The 16,559-nt window shown below is 65.8% G+C and carries 15 protein-coding genes; 7 read left to right on the forward strand and 8 right to left on the reverse strand.

Going from position 1 to position 16,559, the window contains the following annotated elements; genetic code table 11:
• Positions 1–11: 11 nt before the first annotated feature.
• From ACFSQR_RS13625 to ACFSQR_RS13635, 3 genes are read right to left on the reverse strand one after another with little or no spacing between them, the layout of a single operon-like run.
• Positions 12–791, reverse strand: coding sequence for a BPSS1780 family membrane protein (locus ACFSQR_RS13625; RefSeq protein WP_377730428.1), 780 nt, complete (start codon positions 789–791; stop codon positions 12–14).
• Positions 788–1,753 carry a homoserine kinase gene (locus ACFSQR_RS13630; RefSeq protein WP_377730430.1) on the reverse strand — a complete coding sequence of 322 codons (966 nt, stop codon included), beginning with the start codon at positions 1,751–1,753 and terminating at the stop codon, positions 788–790. The genes ACFSQR_RS13625 and ACFSQR_RS13630 overlap by 4 nt, the downstream gene beginning before the upstream one ends.
• Positions 1,754–1,765: 12 nt before the next feature.
• Positions 1,766–2,281 (reverse strand): hypothetical protein, encoded by a 516-nt coding sequence (locus ACFSQR_RS13635; RefSeq protein ID WP_377730431.1) that lies wholly within the window; start codon positions 2,279–2,281, stop codon positions 1,766–1,768.
• 182 nt (positions 2,282–2,463) lie between these two features.
• Between ACFSQR_RS13635 and polA the strand changes: the two genes are divergently transcribed.
• The 3 genes from polA to ACFSQR_RS13650 all read left to right on the forward strand — a co-directional run bounded on the left by polA (position 2,464) and on the right by ACFSQR_RS13650 (position 7,068).
• Entirely contained in the window at positions 2,464–5,205 is a 2,742-nt protein-coding gene (gene polA / locus ACFSQR_RS13640) for a DNA polymerase I (RefSeq protein ID WP_377730432.1), read from the forward strand.
• A 123-nt stretch (positions 5,206–5,328) separates the two neighbouring features.
• On the forward strand, positions 5,329–6,219 hold the full coding sequence (locus ACFSQR_RS13645; RefSeq protein WP_377730433.1) for a dienelactone hydrolase family protein: 891 nt from the start codon (positions 5,329–5,331) through the stop codon (positions 6,217–6,219).
• 171 nt (positions 6,220–6,390) lie between these two features.
• A complete protein-coding gene (locus ACFSQR_RS13650) occupies positions 6,391–7,068 on the forward strand; it encodes a ZIP family metal transporter (protein ID WP_377730599.1) in 678 nt (225 codons plus the stop codon).
• A 42-nt stretch (positions 7,069–7,110) separates the two neighbouring features.
• Here ACFSQR_RS13650 and ACFSQR_RS13655 read toward each other — a convergent pair whose 3' ends face one another.
• Genes ACFSQR_RS13655 through ACFSQR_RS13665 form a run of 3 tightly spaced genes read right to left on the reverse strand, consistent with a single transcriptional unit; the run spans position 7,111 to position 9,996 of the window.
• Complete coding sequence (locus tag ACFSQR_RS13655) at positions 7,111–7,965, reverse strand: sulfurtransferase (RefSeq protein ID WP_377730434.1); 855 nt, start codon at positions 7,963–7,965, stop codon at positions 7,111–7,113.
• Between the two features lie 10 nt (positions 7,966–7,975).
• A complete protein-coding gene (locus tag ACFSQR_RS13660; protein WP_377730435.1) occupies positions 7,976–8,890 on the reverse strand; it encodes a DMT family transporter in 915 nt (304 codons plus the stop codon).
• Positions 8,890–9,996: an aromatic ring-hydroxylating dioxygenase subunit alpha gene (locus tag ACFSQR_RS13665; RefSeq protein WP_377730436.1), complete on the reverse strand. Its 1,107-nt coding sequence runs from the start codon at positions 9,994–9,996 to the stop codon at positions 8,890–8,892. Before ACFSQR_RS13665 ends, ACFSQR_RS13660 begins: the two co-directional genes overlap by 1 nt.
• 327 nt (positions 9,997–10,323) lie before the next feature.
• Between ACFSQR_RS13665 and ACFSQR_RS13670 the strand changes: the two genes are divergently transcribed.
• From ACFSQR_RS13670 to dxs, 3 genes are read left to right on the forward strand one after another with little or no spacing between them, the layout of a single operon-like run.
• On the forward strand, positions 10,324–10,581 hold the full coding sequence (locus tag ACFSQR_RS13670) for an exodeoxyribonuclease VII small subunit (protein ID WP_377730437.1): 258 nt from the start codon (positions 10,324–10,326) through the stop codon (positions 10,579–10,581).
• Complete coding sequence (locus ACFSQR_RS13675) at positions 10,578–11,468, forward strand: polyprenyl synthetase family protein (protein WP_377730438.1); 891 nt, start codon at positions 10,578–10,580, stop codon at positions 11,466–11,468. Before ACFSQR_RS13670 ends, ACFSQR_RS13675 begins: the two co-directional genes overlap by 4 nt.
• Before the next feature lie 16 nt (positions 11,469–11,484).
• Positions 11,485–13,356, forward strand: a complete 1,872-nt coding sequence (gene dxs, locus ACFSQR_RS13680; RefSeq protein ID WP_377730439.1) for a 1-deoxy-D-xylulose-5-phosphate synthase — start codon at positions 11,485–11,487, stop codon at positions 13,354–13,356.
• Between the two features lie 167 nt (positions 13,357–13,523).
• Here dxs and ACFSQR_RS13685 read toward each other — a convergent pair whose 3' ends face one another.
• The gene (locus ACFSQR_RS13685; RefSeq protein WP_377730440.1) at positions 13,524–14,501 is read right to left on the reverse strand and encodes a rhomboid family intramembrane serine protease; all 978 of its coding nucleotides are present in this window, start codon (positions 14,499–14,501) and stop codon (positions 13,524–13,526) included.
• Between the two features lie 232 nt (positions 14,502–14,733).
• On the opposite strand from ACFSQR_RS13685, the gene ACFSQR_RS13690 reads away from it, so the two are divergent.
• Positions 14,734–15,900 (forward strand): diguanylate cyclase domain-containing protein, encoded by a 1,167-nt coding sequence (locus ACFSQR_RS13690; RefSeq protein ID WP_377730442.1) that lies wholly within the window; start codon positions 14,734–14,736, stop codon positions 15,898–15,900.
• A 46-nt stretch (positions 15,901–15,946) separates the two neighbouring features.
• On the opposite strand, the gene ACFSQR_RS13695 is transcribed toward ACFSQR_RS13690, so the two are convergent.
• Positions 15,947–16,498 carry a cob(I)yrinic acid a,c-diamide adenosyltransferase gene (locus ACFSQR_RS13695; RefSeq protein WP_377730443.1) on the reverse strand — a complete coding sequence of 184 codons (552 nt, stop codon included), beginning with the start codon at positions 16,496–16,498 and terminating at the stop codon, positions 15,947–15,949.
• Between the last annotated feature and the right edge of the window lie 61 nt (positions 16,499–16,559).

The following is a 16,559-nucleotide window of genomic DNA, read 5'->3' on the forward strand; positions in this document are numbered from 1 at the left end:
GCTGCGGGCGCTCAGGCCTGCGTGTCGACCGCCGGCGGCGGCGAGTCCGGCTCCGGCGTCCCGAACAGCTGCCGGTAGCTCGCGTACAGCGAACACTGCGCGATGATGCCGAACATGACGATCACCGGCTGCAGGGCCAGCGCAAGGTATTTCGGCCCCGAGAACAATGCCACCAGCTGTGTCGCGAACACGAACAGCAGGAACCATCCCAGCGCGAACATGATGAACGCCCGCAGGTTGCGCCACACCGCGAAGAAGCTGTAGAACATCGACTTCGCCACGCCCATGCCGCGCCACAGGATCAGCGGCACCGCGAATGCGATCGCCGCCGTCGCCGGCAGGTAGATCAGCAGCGCCGCCAGGAAGGGCTTCCATAACTGCGCGGACTGCGCCTCCGGCGAGCGCGGGTCGAGCTGCCCCTGCGCCATCTTGGCCAGCGTGCCGTCGTCCATCCACATAATGGCGCCTACCACCAGCGCGATCACGCCGAAATACAGCAGGCCAAGCTTGAACAGCGGCGCGAACACCGGCTTGCGGAAACCCGTGACGATCAGTCCCGGCTCGACCAGCTCGCCGCGGTCGATGCGCGCGCCCGCGCGCATGAACGCGGCGCCGAATACCGGCAGCAGCATCAGCGTGAGCGGTTTGCCCACCACCGGAATCAGCTCGACGAAGACGATGAACAGCATGTAGCCGAGGAACAGGAAGGCGAGCCGGCCGGGCTGCTGGCGGAACAGGTCGAAGCCTTGCCGGATCCATTGCCAGCCCGTGCGAGCAGGGAGAGAGGTCATGTTGCGTTGAACAGTGCAGGTGGAGTATGGCCGATTCGCTGGCGCAGGATGCGCTCGAAATGGGTCGGGTCGTGCGGCGTGAGCAGCGCGGCATCGCGCGGCGCATGCAGGTCGTGCAGGCGCGACAGCCAGAAACGCAGGGCGGCGGCGCGCAGCATCGGCTGCCACGCCAGCGCCTCCGCGGCGGTGAACGGGCGTACCGCGCCGTAGGCGTCGGCCAGCGCGCGCACGCGCCCGGCGTCCAGCGCGCCGCTGCCGGGATCGACGCACCAGTCGTTGACGGTGACAGCGATGTCGAACAGCAGCGTGTCCACGCCGGCGAAGTAGAAATCGAAGAAGCCCGTCAGGCGGTCGCCGTCGAACATCACGTTGTTGCGGAACAGGTCCGCGTGCACGGGCGCGCGTTCCAGCTGGCGGCAGGCGTCCGAGCCGGCGAAGGCGTTCTGGAACGCCAGTTCGCTTTCCAGCAGCGCCGCCTCGGCAGCCGACAGGTGCGGCAGCACCTTGGGCGCAGTCTCGTTCCACCACGCGATGCCGCGCAGGTTGGGCTGGTCGAGCGGGAAGTCGCGCGCGGCGATGTGCATCTTCGCCAGCATCGCGCCGACCTGGGCGCAGTGATGCGCCTGCGGCGCCATCTGCGACTGGCCCGCCAGCTTGCTGACGATGGCCGCCGGCTTGCCCAGCAGCGGCACGCACAGCGCGCCGTCGCGGTTCGCGACCGGCGCCGGCACCAGCACCCCGCGCGCGGCCAGGTGGCGCATCAGTTCGAGGTAGAAGGGCAGCTGTTCGAAGCCGAGATTCTCGAAAATCGTCAGGACGTACTCGCCCGCGTCCGTGGTCAGGAAGAAGTTGCTGTTCTCGATGCCCGAGGCGATGCCGCGCACCGCGCGTGCTTCGCCCAGCGGGAATTGACCGATCCAGTCCGAGACTTCAGGCAGGCCAACGGTTGTGAAAACCGCCATGTAAAAACGTCCTTACTTGGCAGGGGGCGTCATCGGCGGCGGCGGTGGAACCGTCGCGCGCTTGCCGGCAGTGGGAGTGGCGGACTGCTGTTCGCCTTCCGCGGCCTGCTCGGGTTCCTTCGGCTTTGGCTGGCCGAACTGGAGCACCGACCACAACGGGGCGCGCGACGGGCCGCCCGCGACCTCGCCGGTTTCGGCCGTGCCGGTCTTCGGACGCAGCGTGTAGGTGCTGCCGCCTGCGGTCACGGTCGCTTCGGTGACCTGGTTGCCCACCTTGCGCTCGACAATGCGGGTGGTCGGACCCTTGGGCGGAATCAGCGGCGGCTCGGCGCCGCGCTCGAGTTCCTGGCGCGGCGTTTCCTGCTGCTGGCCTGCGGCCGTGGACTGCTGGGCAGCCGTTGGCTGTTGCGCGACCGGGGCGGCCTGTGCGACAGGCGCCGCCGGCTGCACCGGAGCGGTTTGCTGGGCCATGGCCGCACCGGCGACCAGAAGGGAAAGGAGCGGCAGGAGCTTCGGTTTGCGCAGCATGATGGTCACCTTGTGGACGTTTCGTCCATTGTAGCAAAATGGCAGCGCCGCCGCTCGTGCGCCGCCCTGTTAAATCGGGTTTTCGGCCCCATATGCCGGGTATCGGATTCTGCGATAATGTCTGTTGTCCCGGACCGGCTGGCACTGCCCCGTCCGCGCCCCTTTTTACTTCATTCGCCCTTATGCAAAACACCCTGCTGCTCGTCGACGGTTCCAGCTACCTGTATCGCGCCTATCATGCTCTTCCTGACCTGCGCAGCCCGGACGGCCACCCGACCGGCGCCATGCACGGCATGGTCAACATGCTGCGCCGCCTGCGCGTGGACTACCCTGCCGCGTACATCGCCTGCGTGTTCGACGCCAAGGGCAAGACTTTCCGCGACGACCTGTATGCCGAGTACAAGGCGCAGCGCGCGCCGATGCCGGACGACCTGCGCCTGCAGATCGACCCGATCCACGAGGCCGTCAGGCACATGGGCTGGCCGATCCTGACCGTGGAAGGCGTGGAGGCGGACGACGTGATCGGCACCCTGTGCTGCCAGGCGACCGCGCTGGGCATGAAGACCATCGTCTCGACCGGCGACAAGGACCTGGCGCAGCTCGTCAACGAGAACGTCACGCTGATCAACACCATGACCAACGAAAAACTGGACGTGGAAGGCGTGACGGCAAAGTTCGGCGTGCCGCCGGACCGCATCATCGACTACCTGACGCTGATCGGCGACTCGGTCGACAACATCCCGGGCGTGACCAAGTGCGGCCCCAAGACCGCGCTCAAGTGGCTGGCCGCGCACGGTAGCCTGGAAGGCGTGATGCAGAACGCGCATTCGATCACCGGCGCGGTGGGCGAGAACCTGCGCCAGGCGCTCGAGTGGCTGCCGCAGGGCCGCACGCTGATCACGGTCAAGTGCGACTGCGACCTGTCCGGCCACATCGTGTCGATCGGCGAGACGCTGACCGCGCGCGAAGAGGACAAGGACGCGCTGCGCGATTTCTTCGGCCGCTACGGCTTCAAGACGCTGCTGCGCGAACTGACCGCCAACGCGCCGGCAGCACCGCGCGGCCCGGCGCTCGATTCGCCGACCGGCGACCTGTTTGGCGAGGCCGCCGCACCGGTCAAGGCCGAGTACGAGACCGTCACCACCGATGAGCAGCTCGGCAAGTGGCTGGCGCTGATCGACGCCGCGACGCTCACCTCGGTCGACACCGAGACCACCTCGCTCGACCCGATGACCGCCCAGCTGGTCGGCATTTCGCTGTCGGTGGAAGCCGGCAAGGGCTGCTACATCCCGGTCGCGCACAATTACGCCGGCGCGCCGGCACAGCTGAACCGCGAGGCGGTGCTGGAGAAGATGCGCTCCTGGCTGGAGAATCCGGCCAAGGCCAAGGTCGGCCAGAACCTCAAGTTCGACGCGCACATCTTCCTGAACCACGGCGTCCACCTGCAGGGCATCGAGCACGACACCCTGCTTGAATCGTACGTGTTCGAATCGCACAAGCCGCACGACATGGACAACCTGGCCATGCGCCACCTGAACTACCAGACCATCCCGTACGTGGATGTTTGCGGCAAGGGCGCAGGCCAGCTGTGCTTCGACCAGGTCGAGCTGGCGCGCGCCACCGAGTACGCGGCCGAGGATTCCGACATCACCCTGCGCCTGCACAATGCGATGATCGGCCACGTCCAGGCCGACGAAAAGCTCACCTTCATCTACCGCAACATCGAACTGCCGACGGCCACCGTGCTGCGCAAGATCGAGCGCAACGGGGTGCTGATCGACGCCGCGCTGCTGGAGCAGCAGTCGCGCGAGCTGGGCGAGCGCATCGTGGAGCTGGAGCAGAAGGCCTATGAACTGGCCGGCGGCCAGTTCAACCTGGGCTCCCCCAAGCAGATCGGCGAAATCTTCTTCGGCAGGCTGGGCCTTCCGGTGGTCAAGAAGACCCCGACCGGCACCCCGTCCACCGACGAGGAAGTGCTGACCAAGCTGGCGGAGGACTTCCCGCTGCCGAAGGTGATCCTGGAGCACCGCGGCCTGTCCAAGCTCAAGTCCACCTACACGGACAAGCTGCCCAAGATGGTCAATCCGGACACCGGCCGCGTGCACACCAACTATGCGCAGGCAGTGGCGGTGACGGGGCGCCTGGCGTCCAACGATCCGAACCTGCAGAACATCCCGATCCGCACGGCGGAGGGCCGCCGCATCCGCGAAGCGTTCGTGGCCGGTCCCGGCAACGTGATCGTGTCCGCCGACTACTCGCAGATTGAATTGCGCATCATGGCGCACATCTCGGGCGACGAGGCGATGCTGCGCGCGTTCGCCGAAGGCGAGGACATCCACCGTGCCACCGCCGCGGAGATCTTCGGCGTGGCGCCGGCGGAAGTGGAGAGCGAACAGCGCCGCTACGCCAAGGTGATCAACTTCGGCCTGATCTACGGCATGAGCGCGTTCGGCCTCGCGGCCAACCTCGGCATCGAGCGTTCTGCGGCCAGCAGCTATATCGACAAGTACTTCGCGCGCTTCTCGGGCGTCAAGCGCTACATGGACGAAACGCGCATGGCCGCCAAGGCGCGCGGTTATGTCGAAACCGTTTTCGGCCGCCGCCTGTGGCTCCCGGAAATCAACTCGCCGAACGGCCCGCGCCGCGCCGGCGCCGAGCGCGCCGCGATCAACGCGCCGATGCAGGGCACTGCGGCAGACCTGATCAAGCTGGCCATGATCGCGGTGCAGGACTGGCTGGAGCGCGACGGCCTGGCCACGCGCATGATCATGCAGGTGCACGACGAACTGGTGCTGGAAGTGCCCGAGACCGAGCTGGACCTGGTGCGCACGAAGCTGCCGGAACTGATGGCCGGCGTCGCGAAGCTCGACGTCCCCCTGCTGGCCGAAGTCGGCATCGGCCCCAACTGGGACCAGGCACACTGACCCGCCGTTGCCGGTTCGGCATGGATCCCCGCCGTCGCGGGGATGACGGCAATGGCTGTGCACCGTTGCAGTTGTTCCGCTGATAAGATAGGCGTCCCATCAATAAGAACCGGAGGGACACCCATGAAAGACCTGATCGAAGACGCGAGCGGCCTGCTGAACGGCGCCAATGCTGCCTCCGACGGCACCGACCGCCGCGGCTTCCTGAAAGTAGCGCTTGGCACCGGATTCGCCGCCGCGGCACTGCCCGTTACCGCGCAGTCCGTGATCACCACCGACACCGAAGGCCTGACTGCCGGCGAAGTCACGGTCACCGTGGACGGCCAGGCGGTTCCGGTCTACCGCGCCCAGCCTGCCGGCAAGACCAAACTCCCGGTGATCCTGGTCGTCTCCGAGATCTTCGGCGTGCACGAGCACATCGCCGACGTCGCCCGCCGCTTCGCCAAGCAAGGCTACCTGGCGCTGGCGCCGCACCTGTTCGTTCGCCAGGGCGACCCCACCAAACAGGCCAATACCGCGGACCTGATCAAGAACATTATTTCCAAAACCCCGGACGCGCAGGTCATGAAGGACCTGGACGCGGTCGTCGCGTGGGCGAAGGAGAATGGCGGCGATACGTCGCGCATGGGCATCACCGGTTTCTGCTGGGGCGGGCGCATCACCTGGCTGTACGCCGCCCACAACCCGCAGGTCAAGGCCGGCGTGGCCTGGTACGGCCGCCTGGAGGGCAACAAGGACAGCACGATCAATCCGCAGCACCCGATCGACGTCGCCCCCACGCTGAAAGTGCCTGTGCTGGGACTGTACGGCGCCAAGGACACAGGCATCCCGGTCGAATCGGTCGAGCGCATGAAAGCGGTGCTGGCCAAAGGCCCCAGCAAGTCGGCCTTCGTCGTTTATCCGAACGCCGGCCACGCCTTCCATGCCGACTACCGCCCAAGCTATGTGGCGGAAGACGCGAAGGACGGCTGGAAGCGCATGATGGAGTGGTTCAAGAAGCACGGCGTCGCCTGATGTGATGCAAGCAGCAAGCCGGGGCGGTACAATGCCCGGCTTGCGCATCAAAAGAACAACAAGAGGCTTCAAATCGATTCGACCCTGATCTCCATTCTCCTGGCGACGACCATTGCGGGCGTGGCCAGCATCACCGCGGCCGCGGTGTTCTCGTTTACCCTGCTGTCGAAGATGGTCGAGCGCATGGTCAGCCTGTCGGTCGGCCTGATGCTGGCGACCTCGCTGCTGCACGCGCTGCCGGAGGCGTTCGAGTCGAACGCCGACCCGCGCACGCTGTTCGCGACGCTGCTGGGCGGATTGCTGGGGTTCTTCATCCTGGAAAAGCTGGCGGTGCTGCGCCATTCGCACCACCACGAAGGCGACGGCCACCACCACGCGCACGGCCATGACGCCAACGAGGCGGGCAAGTCGGGCTGGCTGATCCTGATCGGCGACGCCATGCACAATTTCACCGACGGCATCCTGATCGCCGCCGCCTTCATCGCCGATCCGCACCTGGGCATCGTGACCGGGGTGGCGATCATCGCGCACGAGATCCCGCAGGAGATCGGCGACTTCATCGTGCTGCTCAATGCCGGCTTCTCGCGACTGCGCGCCTATGTGTTCAACCTGATCTGCAGCCTGATGGCGATCGTCGGCGGTCTGGTGGGCTACTACACGCTGGACCAGGCGAGCGGCCTGGTGCCGTACGTGCTGGTGTTCGCGTCGAGCGGATTTATCTATATCGCCGTGAGCGACCTGATGCCGCAGATGCAGCGTCGCGCGACGGTGAAGGAATCGGTGCCGCAGGTGGTGCTGATCGCGATCGGCGTGCTGGCCGTGGTGCTGCTGACTTCCACCCGCCACTAGATAGGGAAGGGGACTGTCACCGCAGGTGACAGTCTCCGTTGCTTATTCCGCGCCGGTGGCAATCGGGCGCGCCGGGTCGGACGACCACTCGCTCCACGATCCCGGATACAGCGCTGCGCCATGCAGCCCGGCCACCTCCATCGCCAGCAGGTTATGGCACGCGGTCACGCCCGACCCGCACTGCATGATCGCCAGCTTCGGATCCGGCACGACTTTTTCAAAGTCGGCCCGCAGCGCAGCCGCATCCTTGAATCGTCCGTCCGCGTGCAGGTTGTCCTTGAAGAAGCGGTTCTTCGCGCCCGGGATATGCCCGCCCACCGGGTCGATGGTCTCGTTCTCGCCGCGGAAGCGGTCCGGCGCGCGCGCGTCGACGACGGTGCGCGCTCCGGTGGCGATATTCTCCAGCACGTCGGCGGCCGTGACGGCGCCCACCAGCGACGGTTTTTGCTGCAGGTTGCCGGTGTGCGGTTCGCGCACGGTCGACTCCATCGGCAGCCCCAGCGCCTGCCAGGCGGCCATCCCGCCGTCCAGCACAGCCACTTGCGGATGGCCGATCCAGCGCAGCAGCCACCACAGGCGCGCCGCGTACATGCCGCCGTGCGCGTCGTAGGCCACCACCTGGGTGTGCTCGCTGATGCCCAGTTCGCGCATCACCTCGGCCAGGAACTCGCGCCCCGGCAGCGGATGGCGGCCGCGGAAAGTGCCGTCCACCGCGTGCTTGTCGCCCGACAGCTGGCGTTCCAGGTCCGCGTACACGGCATTCCTGATATGGCCGATCCGGTAGCCTTCCCGGCCGGCCAGGGGATTGGCCAGGTCGAAGCGGCAGTCGACCACCACCCAGTCGGGGTCGTCGATGTGGCGCGCCAGTTCTTCCGCGGTGATCAGGGTCGTGTGCATGGTCTCCTCGTCAGGTTTCGCTTGCGATCGGGTCGGTGGTCGAAACGGCCTTGCCCCGTTCCGTGTTGCGCGTATTGTAGAACGTCACGGCGATGCCGGAAACAAGGATGATGCCCATGCCCAGCCAGACATGCCAGTCGAACACGTCGTTCCACAGGATCACGCCAATCAGGCTGGAGAAGATGATGCCGGTGTACTGGAGGTTCGCCACCACCAGCGTCTTGCCGACCCGGTAGGCGCGCGTCATTGCCATCTGCGCGACGGTGGCTGAGACGCCGAGCGCCAGCAGCAGGGCGCCGCCGCGCCAGTCGATCGCATGCAGGTTGGACGGGCCGCCTTCCAGAAGGGTGCCGGCGAAGCCGGCGGCCACGTTGGTCAGCGAGAAGTAGAACACCACGCGGTACTCGGGCTCGCCCATCTTGCCCAGGCGGCGCACCTGCAGGTAGGCCAGCGCGGACAGCATCCCGGACAGCAGGCCCATGACCCCACCGAGCCACTGGCGCGTCTCGATGGCCGGCTGCAGCACCAGCGTGACCCCGACGAAGGACAGCAGGATGGCGGCCACCAGCGGCCACTCGACATGGTTCTTCGAGTGCCACCAGCCCGCGATGAACAGGAAGGCTGCGATCCAGATCGGCGACATGTAGTTGAGCGTGACGGCGGTGGCCAGCGGCAGTTGGGCGATCGCGAGGAACCATAGCCACAGCGAGACCACGCCCACGCAGCCGCGCCACAGGTGCTCCTTGGCGAGCCGCGTGCGGAAGGTGCCGCGCTGGTGGCGCACGAGGAAGAACAGCATGGCGGAGCCGATCAGGCCCCGGTACATGACGATTTCGGAAGTCGTGAAGAATTCGGAGGCGACCTTGACGCATGCGCTCATCAGCGCAAACAGCAAGGTCGCCAGCAGCATCCAGGAGGATGCCATCAGCCGGTCAGGTCGATATGGCGGCGGTACCACTCATGGAAGTGCTGCATGCCGTCTTCCATCGGCGACTGGTAAGGACCGGCGTCGGTCTCGCCGCGCGCCAGCAGTGCGCGCCGGCCGGCGTCCATGCGCAGGGCGATTTCGTCGTCCTCGACCACGGTCTCCATGTAGGCGGCGCGTTCGGCCTCGATGAACTCGCGCTCGAACAGCACGATTTCTTCGGGATAATAGAACTCGACTACGTTGCGGGTCTTCTGCGGGCCGTCCGGATGCAGGGTCGACACCACCAGCACGTGCGGATACCACTCGACCATGATGTTCGGGTACAGGGTGAACCAGATCGCGCCTTTTTCGGGCGGCACGCCGCCGCGGAACTTGAGCACCTGGTCGTGCCAGCGCTTGTACACGTCCGAGCCGGGACGCACCAGGCTGCGGTTCACGCCGACCGTCTGCACGCTGAAGTCCTCGCCGAACTCCCAGCGCAGGTCGTCGCAGCTGACAAAGCCGCCCAGGCCCGCGTGGAACGGTTCGACGTGGTAGTCCTCCAGGTAGACCTCGATGAAGGTCTTCCAGTTGTAGTTGCAGGTCTGGACTTCCACGTGGTCGAACATGTAGCCGGAGAAATCGAGGTCCCTGGACACCGACAGTTCCTTCAGCTTTTCCATCACGTTGTAGCCGTTCTGCTCGAACAGCAGGCCGTTCCACGACTGGAGTTTGGTCTTGGGCAGGTTCAGGCACGGCGTGTCCGCGAAATGCGGCGCGCCGATCAGTTCACCCTTGAGGTCATAGGTCCAGCGGTGCAGCGGGCAGACGATGTTGTCCGCATTGCCGCGGCCATTCTTCATCAGCGCCTGGCGGTGGCGGCAAACGTTCGAAACGACTTCAATACCGTTCGCATTGTGCACCAGCATGCGTCCCTCGTTCTCCTGGACCAGCGTGGCGAAATCGCCCCGCTCCGGCACCATGAGTTCGTGGCCCACGTAGCGCGGACCTTTCTGGAACAGCTGTGCAATTTCGCGCTTGAGGAGCGCGTCGTCAAAATAGACATCTACCGGAAGCTGTGCATTGGAGCGCGCCAGCTTGGCGTGGGTAGCCAGATCGGACATCCCAACCCCCCTTTAATAAGTACTTCAACCCAAAGAAGAGAAAGAATCCAAAGACCAGTATGTTTAAGCTAGCGACAATACGGTATTTCGGACAGAACCAGAAATTATACCGCCAATTGTTCAGCTTCGCCCAACATCTCCCGGCCACCTGCACTTGAGGGGGCTGTTGTCCCACGAAATCGCGAGGAGGGGCGCGCGATACGATAAAATCCTGCCTTTTGTGCAATAGCAGCGCATGCGGCGCATCCCCGCGCCCCCGTTTGCTCTAAAATAAACGATTGGACTGGCACCGCCTGCGGCATCCGCACGGACCAGCTACACGTATTTATGGTTAAAAAATCTCACGCGGAAGGCACCGTGGCACCGGAATCGTTCGAACAGGCCATGGCCGAACTGGCCCAGCTGGTCACCCAAATGGAATCGGGACAATTGCCGCTGGAAGCATCGGTGGCGGCGTACGCGCGCGGCTCGGAACTGGTCAAGTACTGCGCGGCGCAGCTCGAAAAAGTGGAAGCGCAGGTGAAGGTACTCGAAGGCGACATGCTCAAGCCGTTCTCCGGCACCGGCGCGGAGGCCGCGGAATGACGCTGTCCTTTGGCGACTGGATGAAGGCGGTGCAGCAGCAGGTGGAAGTCGATCTCGCGGAATTCCTTCCTCCGGCATCGAAACAGCCCGCCAGGCTGCACGAGGCGATGCGCTACACCACGCTGGGCGGCGGCAAGCGCGTGCGCCCGCTGCTGGTGCATGCGGCCGGGGCGCTGTTCGCGGCCGACCCGCGCACGCTGGCGCGCGCCGCCTGCGCGGTCGAGATGATCCACGTGTACTCGCTGGTGCACGACGACATGCCCTGCATGGATGACGACGCGCTGCGCCGCGGCAAGCCGACCGTGCATGTGGCCTACGACGAAGCGACCGCCCTGTTGGTGGGCGACGCCCTGCAGTCCCAGGCCTTCGACGTGCTGGCCGGCGCCGACAGCGTGCCGCCGGCGCGGCTGGTGGCCATGCTGCGGGTGCTGGCGCATGCGGCCGGCGCGGCCGGCATGTGCGGCGGCCAGGCGATCGATCTCGACAGCGTGGGCCTGCAGCTCACGCTGGAACAGCTGGAGCAGATGCACCAGCTCAAGACCGGCGCGCTGCTGCGCGCCTCCGTGGTGCTGGGCGCGCTGGCCGGCGCCGAGCTGGATGCGGAAACGACGCGGGCGCTGGACGCCTACGCGCGTGCGATCGGCCTGGCGTTCCAGGTGGTCGACGACGTGCTTGACGCCACCGCCGATTCGGCCACGCTGGGCAAGACCGCCGGCAAGGACGCCGCCGCCAACAAACCGACCTACGTGTCGATCCTCGGCCTCGAGCCATCGAAGGCGCTGGCCGAACAACTGCGGCGCGACGCGCACGCTGCGCTGGAAGGCTTCGGCCCGGCCGCGCAGCGCCTGCGTGAGCTGGCCGACCTGATCGTGCAGCGCCAAGCATAGAGTAGTGAAGGAAAACATGAGCCTCCTGAATCACATCAACGACCCGGCAGACCTGCGCAAGCTGACCCGCACGCAGCTTACGCCGCTGGCCAACGAACTGCGCAGCTTCCTGCTCGACTCGGTCTCCAAGACCGGCGGCCACCTGTCGTCCAACCTCGGCACCGTCGAGCTGACGATCGCGCTGCATTACGTCTTCAATACGCCGAACGACCGCATCGTGTGGGACGTGGGCCACCAGACCTACTCGCACAAGATCCTGACCGGCCGCCGCGACCGCATGCACACGCTGCGCCAGCTGGACGGCATTTCGGGCTTCCCGCGCCGCGACGAATCGGAATACGACACCTTCGGCACCGCCCACTCGTCGACCTCGATCTCGGCCGCGCTGGGCATGGCGCAGGCGTCCAAGATCAAGGGCGAGCACCGCCACGCGATCGCCGTCATCGGCGACGGCTCCATGACCGCCGGCATGGCGTTCGAGGCGCTGAATAACGCGGGCGTGGACGACGACATCAACCTGCTGGTGGTCCTGAACGACAACGACATGTCGATCTCGCCGCCGGTCGGTGCGCTCAACCGCTACCTGGCGCGCCTGATGAGCGGCCAGTTCTACGCGGCCGCGCGCAACGTCGGCAAGACCGTGCTGCCAGGTCCCGTGATGGAGCTGGCCAAGCGCCTGGAGGAGCATGCCAAGGGCATGGTGGTCCCGGCCACGATGTTCGAGGAATTCGGCTTCAACTACATCGGCCCGATCGACGGCCACGACCTCGATTCGCTGATCCCGACGCTGGAGAACATCAGGAAGCTCAAGGGTCCGCAGTTCCTGCACGTCGTGACCAAGAAGGGGCAGGGCTACAAGCTGGCCGAGGCCGAGCCGATCCTGTACCACGGCACCGGCAAGTTCAACCCGAGCGAAGGCATCCTGCCGGCCAAGACCCCGGCCAAGATGACCTACACCGAGGTATTCGGCAACTGGCTGTGCGACATGGCCGCTGCCGACAAGCGCCTGGTCGGCATCACGCCGGCGATGCGCGAAGGCTCGGGCATGGTGCGCTTCGACCAGCTGTACAAGGACCGCTATTTCGACGTCGGCATCGCCGAGCAGCATTCGGTGACCTTCGGCGCGGGCCTGGCGACCGAGGGCCTCAAGCCTGTGGTGGCGATCTACTCGACCTTCCTGCAGCGCGCCTACGACCAGCTGATCCACGATGTGGCGCTGCAGAACCTGGACGTGACGTTCGCGCTCGACCGCGCCGGCATCGTCGGCGCCGACGGTGCGACCCACGCGGGCAACTACGACCTGGCCTACCTGCGCTGCATCCCGAACATGGTCGTGATGGCCGCGTCGGACGAGAACGAGTGCCGCCAGATGCTCACCACCGGCTACCACTACCCTGGACCGGCGGCGATCCGCTATCCGCGCGGCGCCGGCATTGGCGCGGCGATCGATCCGGCGCTGACCTCGCTCCCGATCGGCAAAGGCGAGATCAAGCGCGAAGGCAAGGGCATCGCGATCCTGGCGTTCGGCTCCATGGTGGCGCCGTCCATCGCCGCAGGCGAAGAGCTGGGCGCGACGGTGGCCAACATGCGCTTCGTGAAGCCGCTGGACGTCGAGCTGGTGAAGAAGCTGGCCGCCGACCACGACAGCATCGTGACGGTGGAAGAGGGCTGCGTGATGGGTGGCGCGGGCGCGGCGGTGGCGGAAGCGCTGGCGGCCGAAGGCATCGTCAAGCCGGTGCTGATGCTCGGCCTGCCGGACAAGTTCATCGACCACGGCGACCCGGCGGTGCTGCTGGCCGGCGTCGGCCTCGACGCCAAGGGCATCGCCAAATCGATCCGCGAGCGCTTCGGCGCCGGCGGCAAAGCCCGCCTCGTCGTCAACAACTAACCGAAAATGGGGACAGACCCCATTTTTTATGCTTCAGGCGGCAGTGACAGGGAGCGGGCCAGCAGCCACCCGGCGATGTAGCCGCCCGCCAGGCCGCCGAAGTGCGCGGCGTTGTCCGCGAAAATGGGGTCTGTCCCCATTTTCGAAATGGGGTCTGTCCCCATTTTTTATGCTTCAGGCGGCAGTGACAGGGAGCGGGCCAGCAGCCACCCGGCGATGTAGCCGCCCGCCAGGCCGCCGAAGTGCGCGGCGTTGTCCGTGAACGGATAAATCAACCCCGCCGCGACGTTGAACAGCAGGAAGAATGTGATCGAGCCGCGCAGGCTCCGCGCGATCGTGTGCGGCACGCCGCTGTCGGGCTTGCGCACGAAGGCCAGCAGCCCGCCGATGATGCCGAAGATGGCCCCCGAGGCGCCCACGCTGTTCACGTAGGGATTCCACAGCACGCTGGCCAGGCTGCCGCACACGCCCGCAATCAGGTAGAGCAGCGTGAAGCGCAGGCTGCCGAACATCCGCTCCACCAGCGTGCCCACCTGCACCAGCACGATCATGTTGAACGCGATGTGCAGCAAGCCGCCGTGCAGGAACATCGACGTCACCAGCCGCCACCACTCTCCCTGGAGCGTGTAGCGGCCCGCGTTGGAACCCCAGCGGATCAGCTGCTGTCCATGCGCGAGCGGGTTGTCCGGCACATTTTCCTGCCACATCAGTGCGAAGATCGCGATGTTCACCGCCAGCAGCGTCCACACGACCGGCGTCGAGGCGCGGTGCTCCAGCTGGCGATGGAAGGTTTCGACATCGGCCTGCGCGGCCGCGAAGGCTTCGGTGCGGCGTTGCGGCAGCGCGCCGACAATGCGCAGTGCCACTTCCGGATTGGCCACGCTGAAGCCGATCGTGCGGTCGCCGTCCACCCGCTGCTGGTCGAACTGGACGCGCTCGCCATCGGTCCACACGTTCACGATGTCGACCATGCGCACCCGTTCGCTGGCGGGCCTGCCCAGGCGGAAGGAGCGGCGCTCGTTGCCTTCCAGGGTCACGAAATCCGGTTCGATCACCAGCGAGCCCCGGCCCGCAAAGCGGAAAGGATTGCCTGCGCGGTTGCCGCCGCTGTGAAATCGGACTTCGAAACGCTCGGTTGCCGTCATTGCCTCGCCATGTGAATGTCAATGCCCCCATGCTAACCCGCACGGCAGGCGATGGCAATTTGCCATCAAAGTCAGACATTGTCGCCGATTATTGCGACACAATTGTTTATGTTTCATTACATGAACATAAGTTGTGTATCGGAAACGAAACACACAGACGTTTTGACATGGAAAGTAACCGGCGCATGCGCTACGCTGACCAGATCGATACCAATAGTTTCAGGAATTCGCAGTGCCATTGAACATCTACGTGAAGACAGGCCGCTTCGACGCGCGTCTCGAAAAGGCCTACCAGGTCGACCTGGCACAGGAGAAGCGCCGCGTCTACACGCGCACCTACCTCCTGTGTTCCGCGCTTTACGTGATGTTCGGGCTGCTCGACCGCTGGGCGCTGCCGCAGGCTTTCGTGCAGGCGTGGGTGATCCGGGCGCTGGTCATTGGCGTCAGTGCGCTCCCGTGCCTGCTCGCGATCCGCCGCCCGGAAGTGTTCGCGCGCCATTACACCGCCATCACCTGCGCCACCTATGTCTACTGGGGCTGGGGCATCCAGGCCATCATCCTGTGTGCCTCGCCCGGCGATATCGCATGGTCCGCGTATTACGCCGGCATGATCCTCGTCTCGATGGCGCTGTACAGCTGGACCTACCTGCTGCCGCGCTATGCGGCGATGGCCGGCTGCGTGATCGTCGGCCCGTACATCGTGCTGTCGCTAACGCACCAGGACATGGGCGCGACCCAGGAGAGCCTGCTGGTCCTGCTGACCAACCTCGCGTTCCTGCTGTCGGCCAATGCCGTCGGCCTGTTTTCGCTCCATACCCGCGAGCGCTTCTCGCGCCATAACTTCCTGCTTCGCAAACAGCTGCGCCACGACCTGCGCCAGGAAGAGCAGGCCAAGCTGCACAGCGAGCACCGCTCCGAACATGATCCGCTGACCGGCTTGCCGAACCGGGTGCGCTTCATGCGCAAGCTGGAGCAGCTGCTGCAAGAAACGCAGGCGCCCGGTTCGGTGGCCGTGCTGTTCCTCGACCTGAACGATTTCAAGCCGGTCAACGACCGCTTCGGCCATGCGGTGGGCGACCAGGTGCTGCGCTGCGTGGCGCAGCGCCTGCTCGGGACGATCCGCGCGACCGACCTGGTGGCGCGGCTGGGCGGGGACGAGTTTGTGGTGGCGCTGGCGCTACCGCAGCCGTGCGCGGTCACCGTCGCGCGGGTGATGGCCGAGCTGCACGAATGCATCGGCCAGCCGATCGAGCACAAGGGAAGGATGCTGCAGGTAAGCTGCAGTATTGGCAGCGCGTGCTATCCGGATGACGGCGGCAACGCGCACGAGCTGATGGAGGCGGCGGACCTGGCGATGTACGAATTCAAGCGGGCCCGCGACGCCGGTATGGCCGCGTAGCAGCCGTCATCCCGGCCCGGGATGACGGGTGAGGGATCGCGGGTTGTCAGCGCTTGCGCTCGTGCTGCCACAGCACGTCGCTGCCGCCGGCGTGGCGGTTCAGCACGCGCGCCAGCACGAACATCAGGTCCGAGAGGCGGTTCACGTACTGGCGCGGGTGTTCGTTCAGCGTCTCGCTGCGGCCCAGCGTGACGATGGCGCGCTCGGCACGGCGGCACACGGTGCGGCACACGTGGGCCAGCGACGCGGCGCGCGAGCCGGCCGGCAGGATGAATTCCTTCAGCGCCGGCAGATGCTCGTTGTACTTCTCCAGCAGTTCGTCCAGGCGCGCCACGTGCTCCGGCTTGATCATCTGGTAGCCAGGGATGCACAGCTCCCCGCCCAGGTCGAACAGGTCGTGCTGGATCGTGACCAGGTCCTCGCGTACCTCGGCCGGCAGGTCTTCCGCCAGCAGCAGGCCGATGAAGGAATTGAGCTCGTCCACCTCGCCGATCGAGTGGATCCGCAAGCTGTCCTTTTCGGTGCGGCTGCCGTCGCCAAGGCCCGTGGTGCCATTGTCGCCGGTGCGCGTTGCGATCTTTGAAAGCCTGTTACCCATCTCATACCCTGTCGCGAAAAAAGAATAGCCGAGGATACGACAAATCGGGGCGATTGTGCTT

The organism is Pseudoduganella sp. GCM10020061 (assembly GCF_042683405.1).
Taxonomy (GTDB): domain Bacteria; phylum Pseudomonadota; class Gammaproteobacteria; order Burkholderiales; family Burkholderiaceae_D; genus Telluria.

What these genes read in the sequence shown, in the direction of transcription:
- ACFSQR_RS13660 (WP_377730435.1), bottom strand. Translation starts at nt 8,890, where the DNA reads ATGGCATCCTCCTGGATGCTGCTGGCGACCTTGCTGTTTGCGCTGATG.
- ACFSQR_RS13635 (WP_377730431.1), bottom strand. Translation starts at nt 2,281, where the DNA reads ATGCTGCGCAAACCGAAGCTCCTGCCGCTCCTTTCCCTTCTGGTCGCC.
- ACFSQR_RS13665 (WP_377730436.1), bottom strand. Translation starts at nt 9,996, where the DNA reads ATGTCCGATCTGGCTACCCACGCCAAGCTGGCGCGCTCCAATGCACAG.
- ACFSQR_RS13685 (WP_377730440.1), bottom strand. Translation starts at nt 14,501, where the DNA reads ATGACGGCAACCGAGCGTTTCGAAGTCCGATTTCACAGCGGCGGCAAC.
- dxs (WP_377730439.1), top strand. Translation starts at nt 11,485, where the DNA reads ATGAGCCTCCTGAATCACATCAACGACCCGGCAGACCTGCGCAAGCTG.
- ACFSQR_RS13670 (WP_377730437.1), top strand. Translation starts at nt 10,324, where the DNA reads ATGGTTAAAAAATCTCACGCGGAAGGCACCGTGGCACCGGAATCGTTC.
- ACFSQR_RS13650 (WP_377730599.1), top strand. Translation starts at nt 6,391, where the DNA reads ATGGTCGAGCGCATGGTCAGCCTGTCGGTCGGCCTGATGCTGGCGACC.
- ACFSQR_RS13645 (WP_377730433.1), top strand. Translation starts at nt 5,329, where the DNA reads ATGAAAGACCTGATCGAAGACGCGAGCGGCCTGCTGAACGGCGCCAAT.
- polA (WP_377730432.1), top strand. Translation starts at nt 2,464, where the DNA reads ATGCAAAACACCCTGCTGCTCGTCGACGGTTCCAGCTACCTGTATCGC.
- ACFSQR_RS13625 (WP_377730428.1), bottom strand. Translation starts at nt 791, where the DNA reads ATGACCTCTCTCCCTGCTCGCACGGGCTGGCAATGGATCCGGCAAGGC.
- ACFSQR_RS13655 (WP_377730434.1), bottom strand. Translation starts at nt 7,965, where the DNA reads ATGCACACGACCCTGATCACCGCGGAAGAACTGGCGCGCCACATCGAC.
- ACFSQR_RS13675 (WP_377730438.1), top strand. Translation starts at nt 10,578, where the DNA reads ATGACGCTGTCCTTTGGCGACTGGATGAAGGCGGTGCAGCAGCAGGTG.
- ACFSQR_RS13630 (WP_377730430.1), bottom strand. Translation starts at nt 1,753, where the DNA reads ATGGCGGTTTTCACAACCGTTGGCCTGCCTGAAGTCTCGGACTGGATC.
- ACFSQR_RS13695 (WP_377730443.1), bottom strand. Translation starts at nt 16,498, where the DNA reads ATGGGTAACAGGCTTTCAAAGATCGCAACGCGCACCGGCGACAATGGC.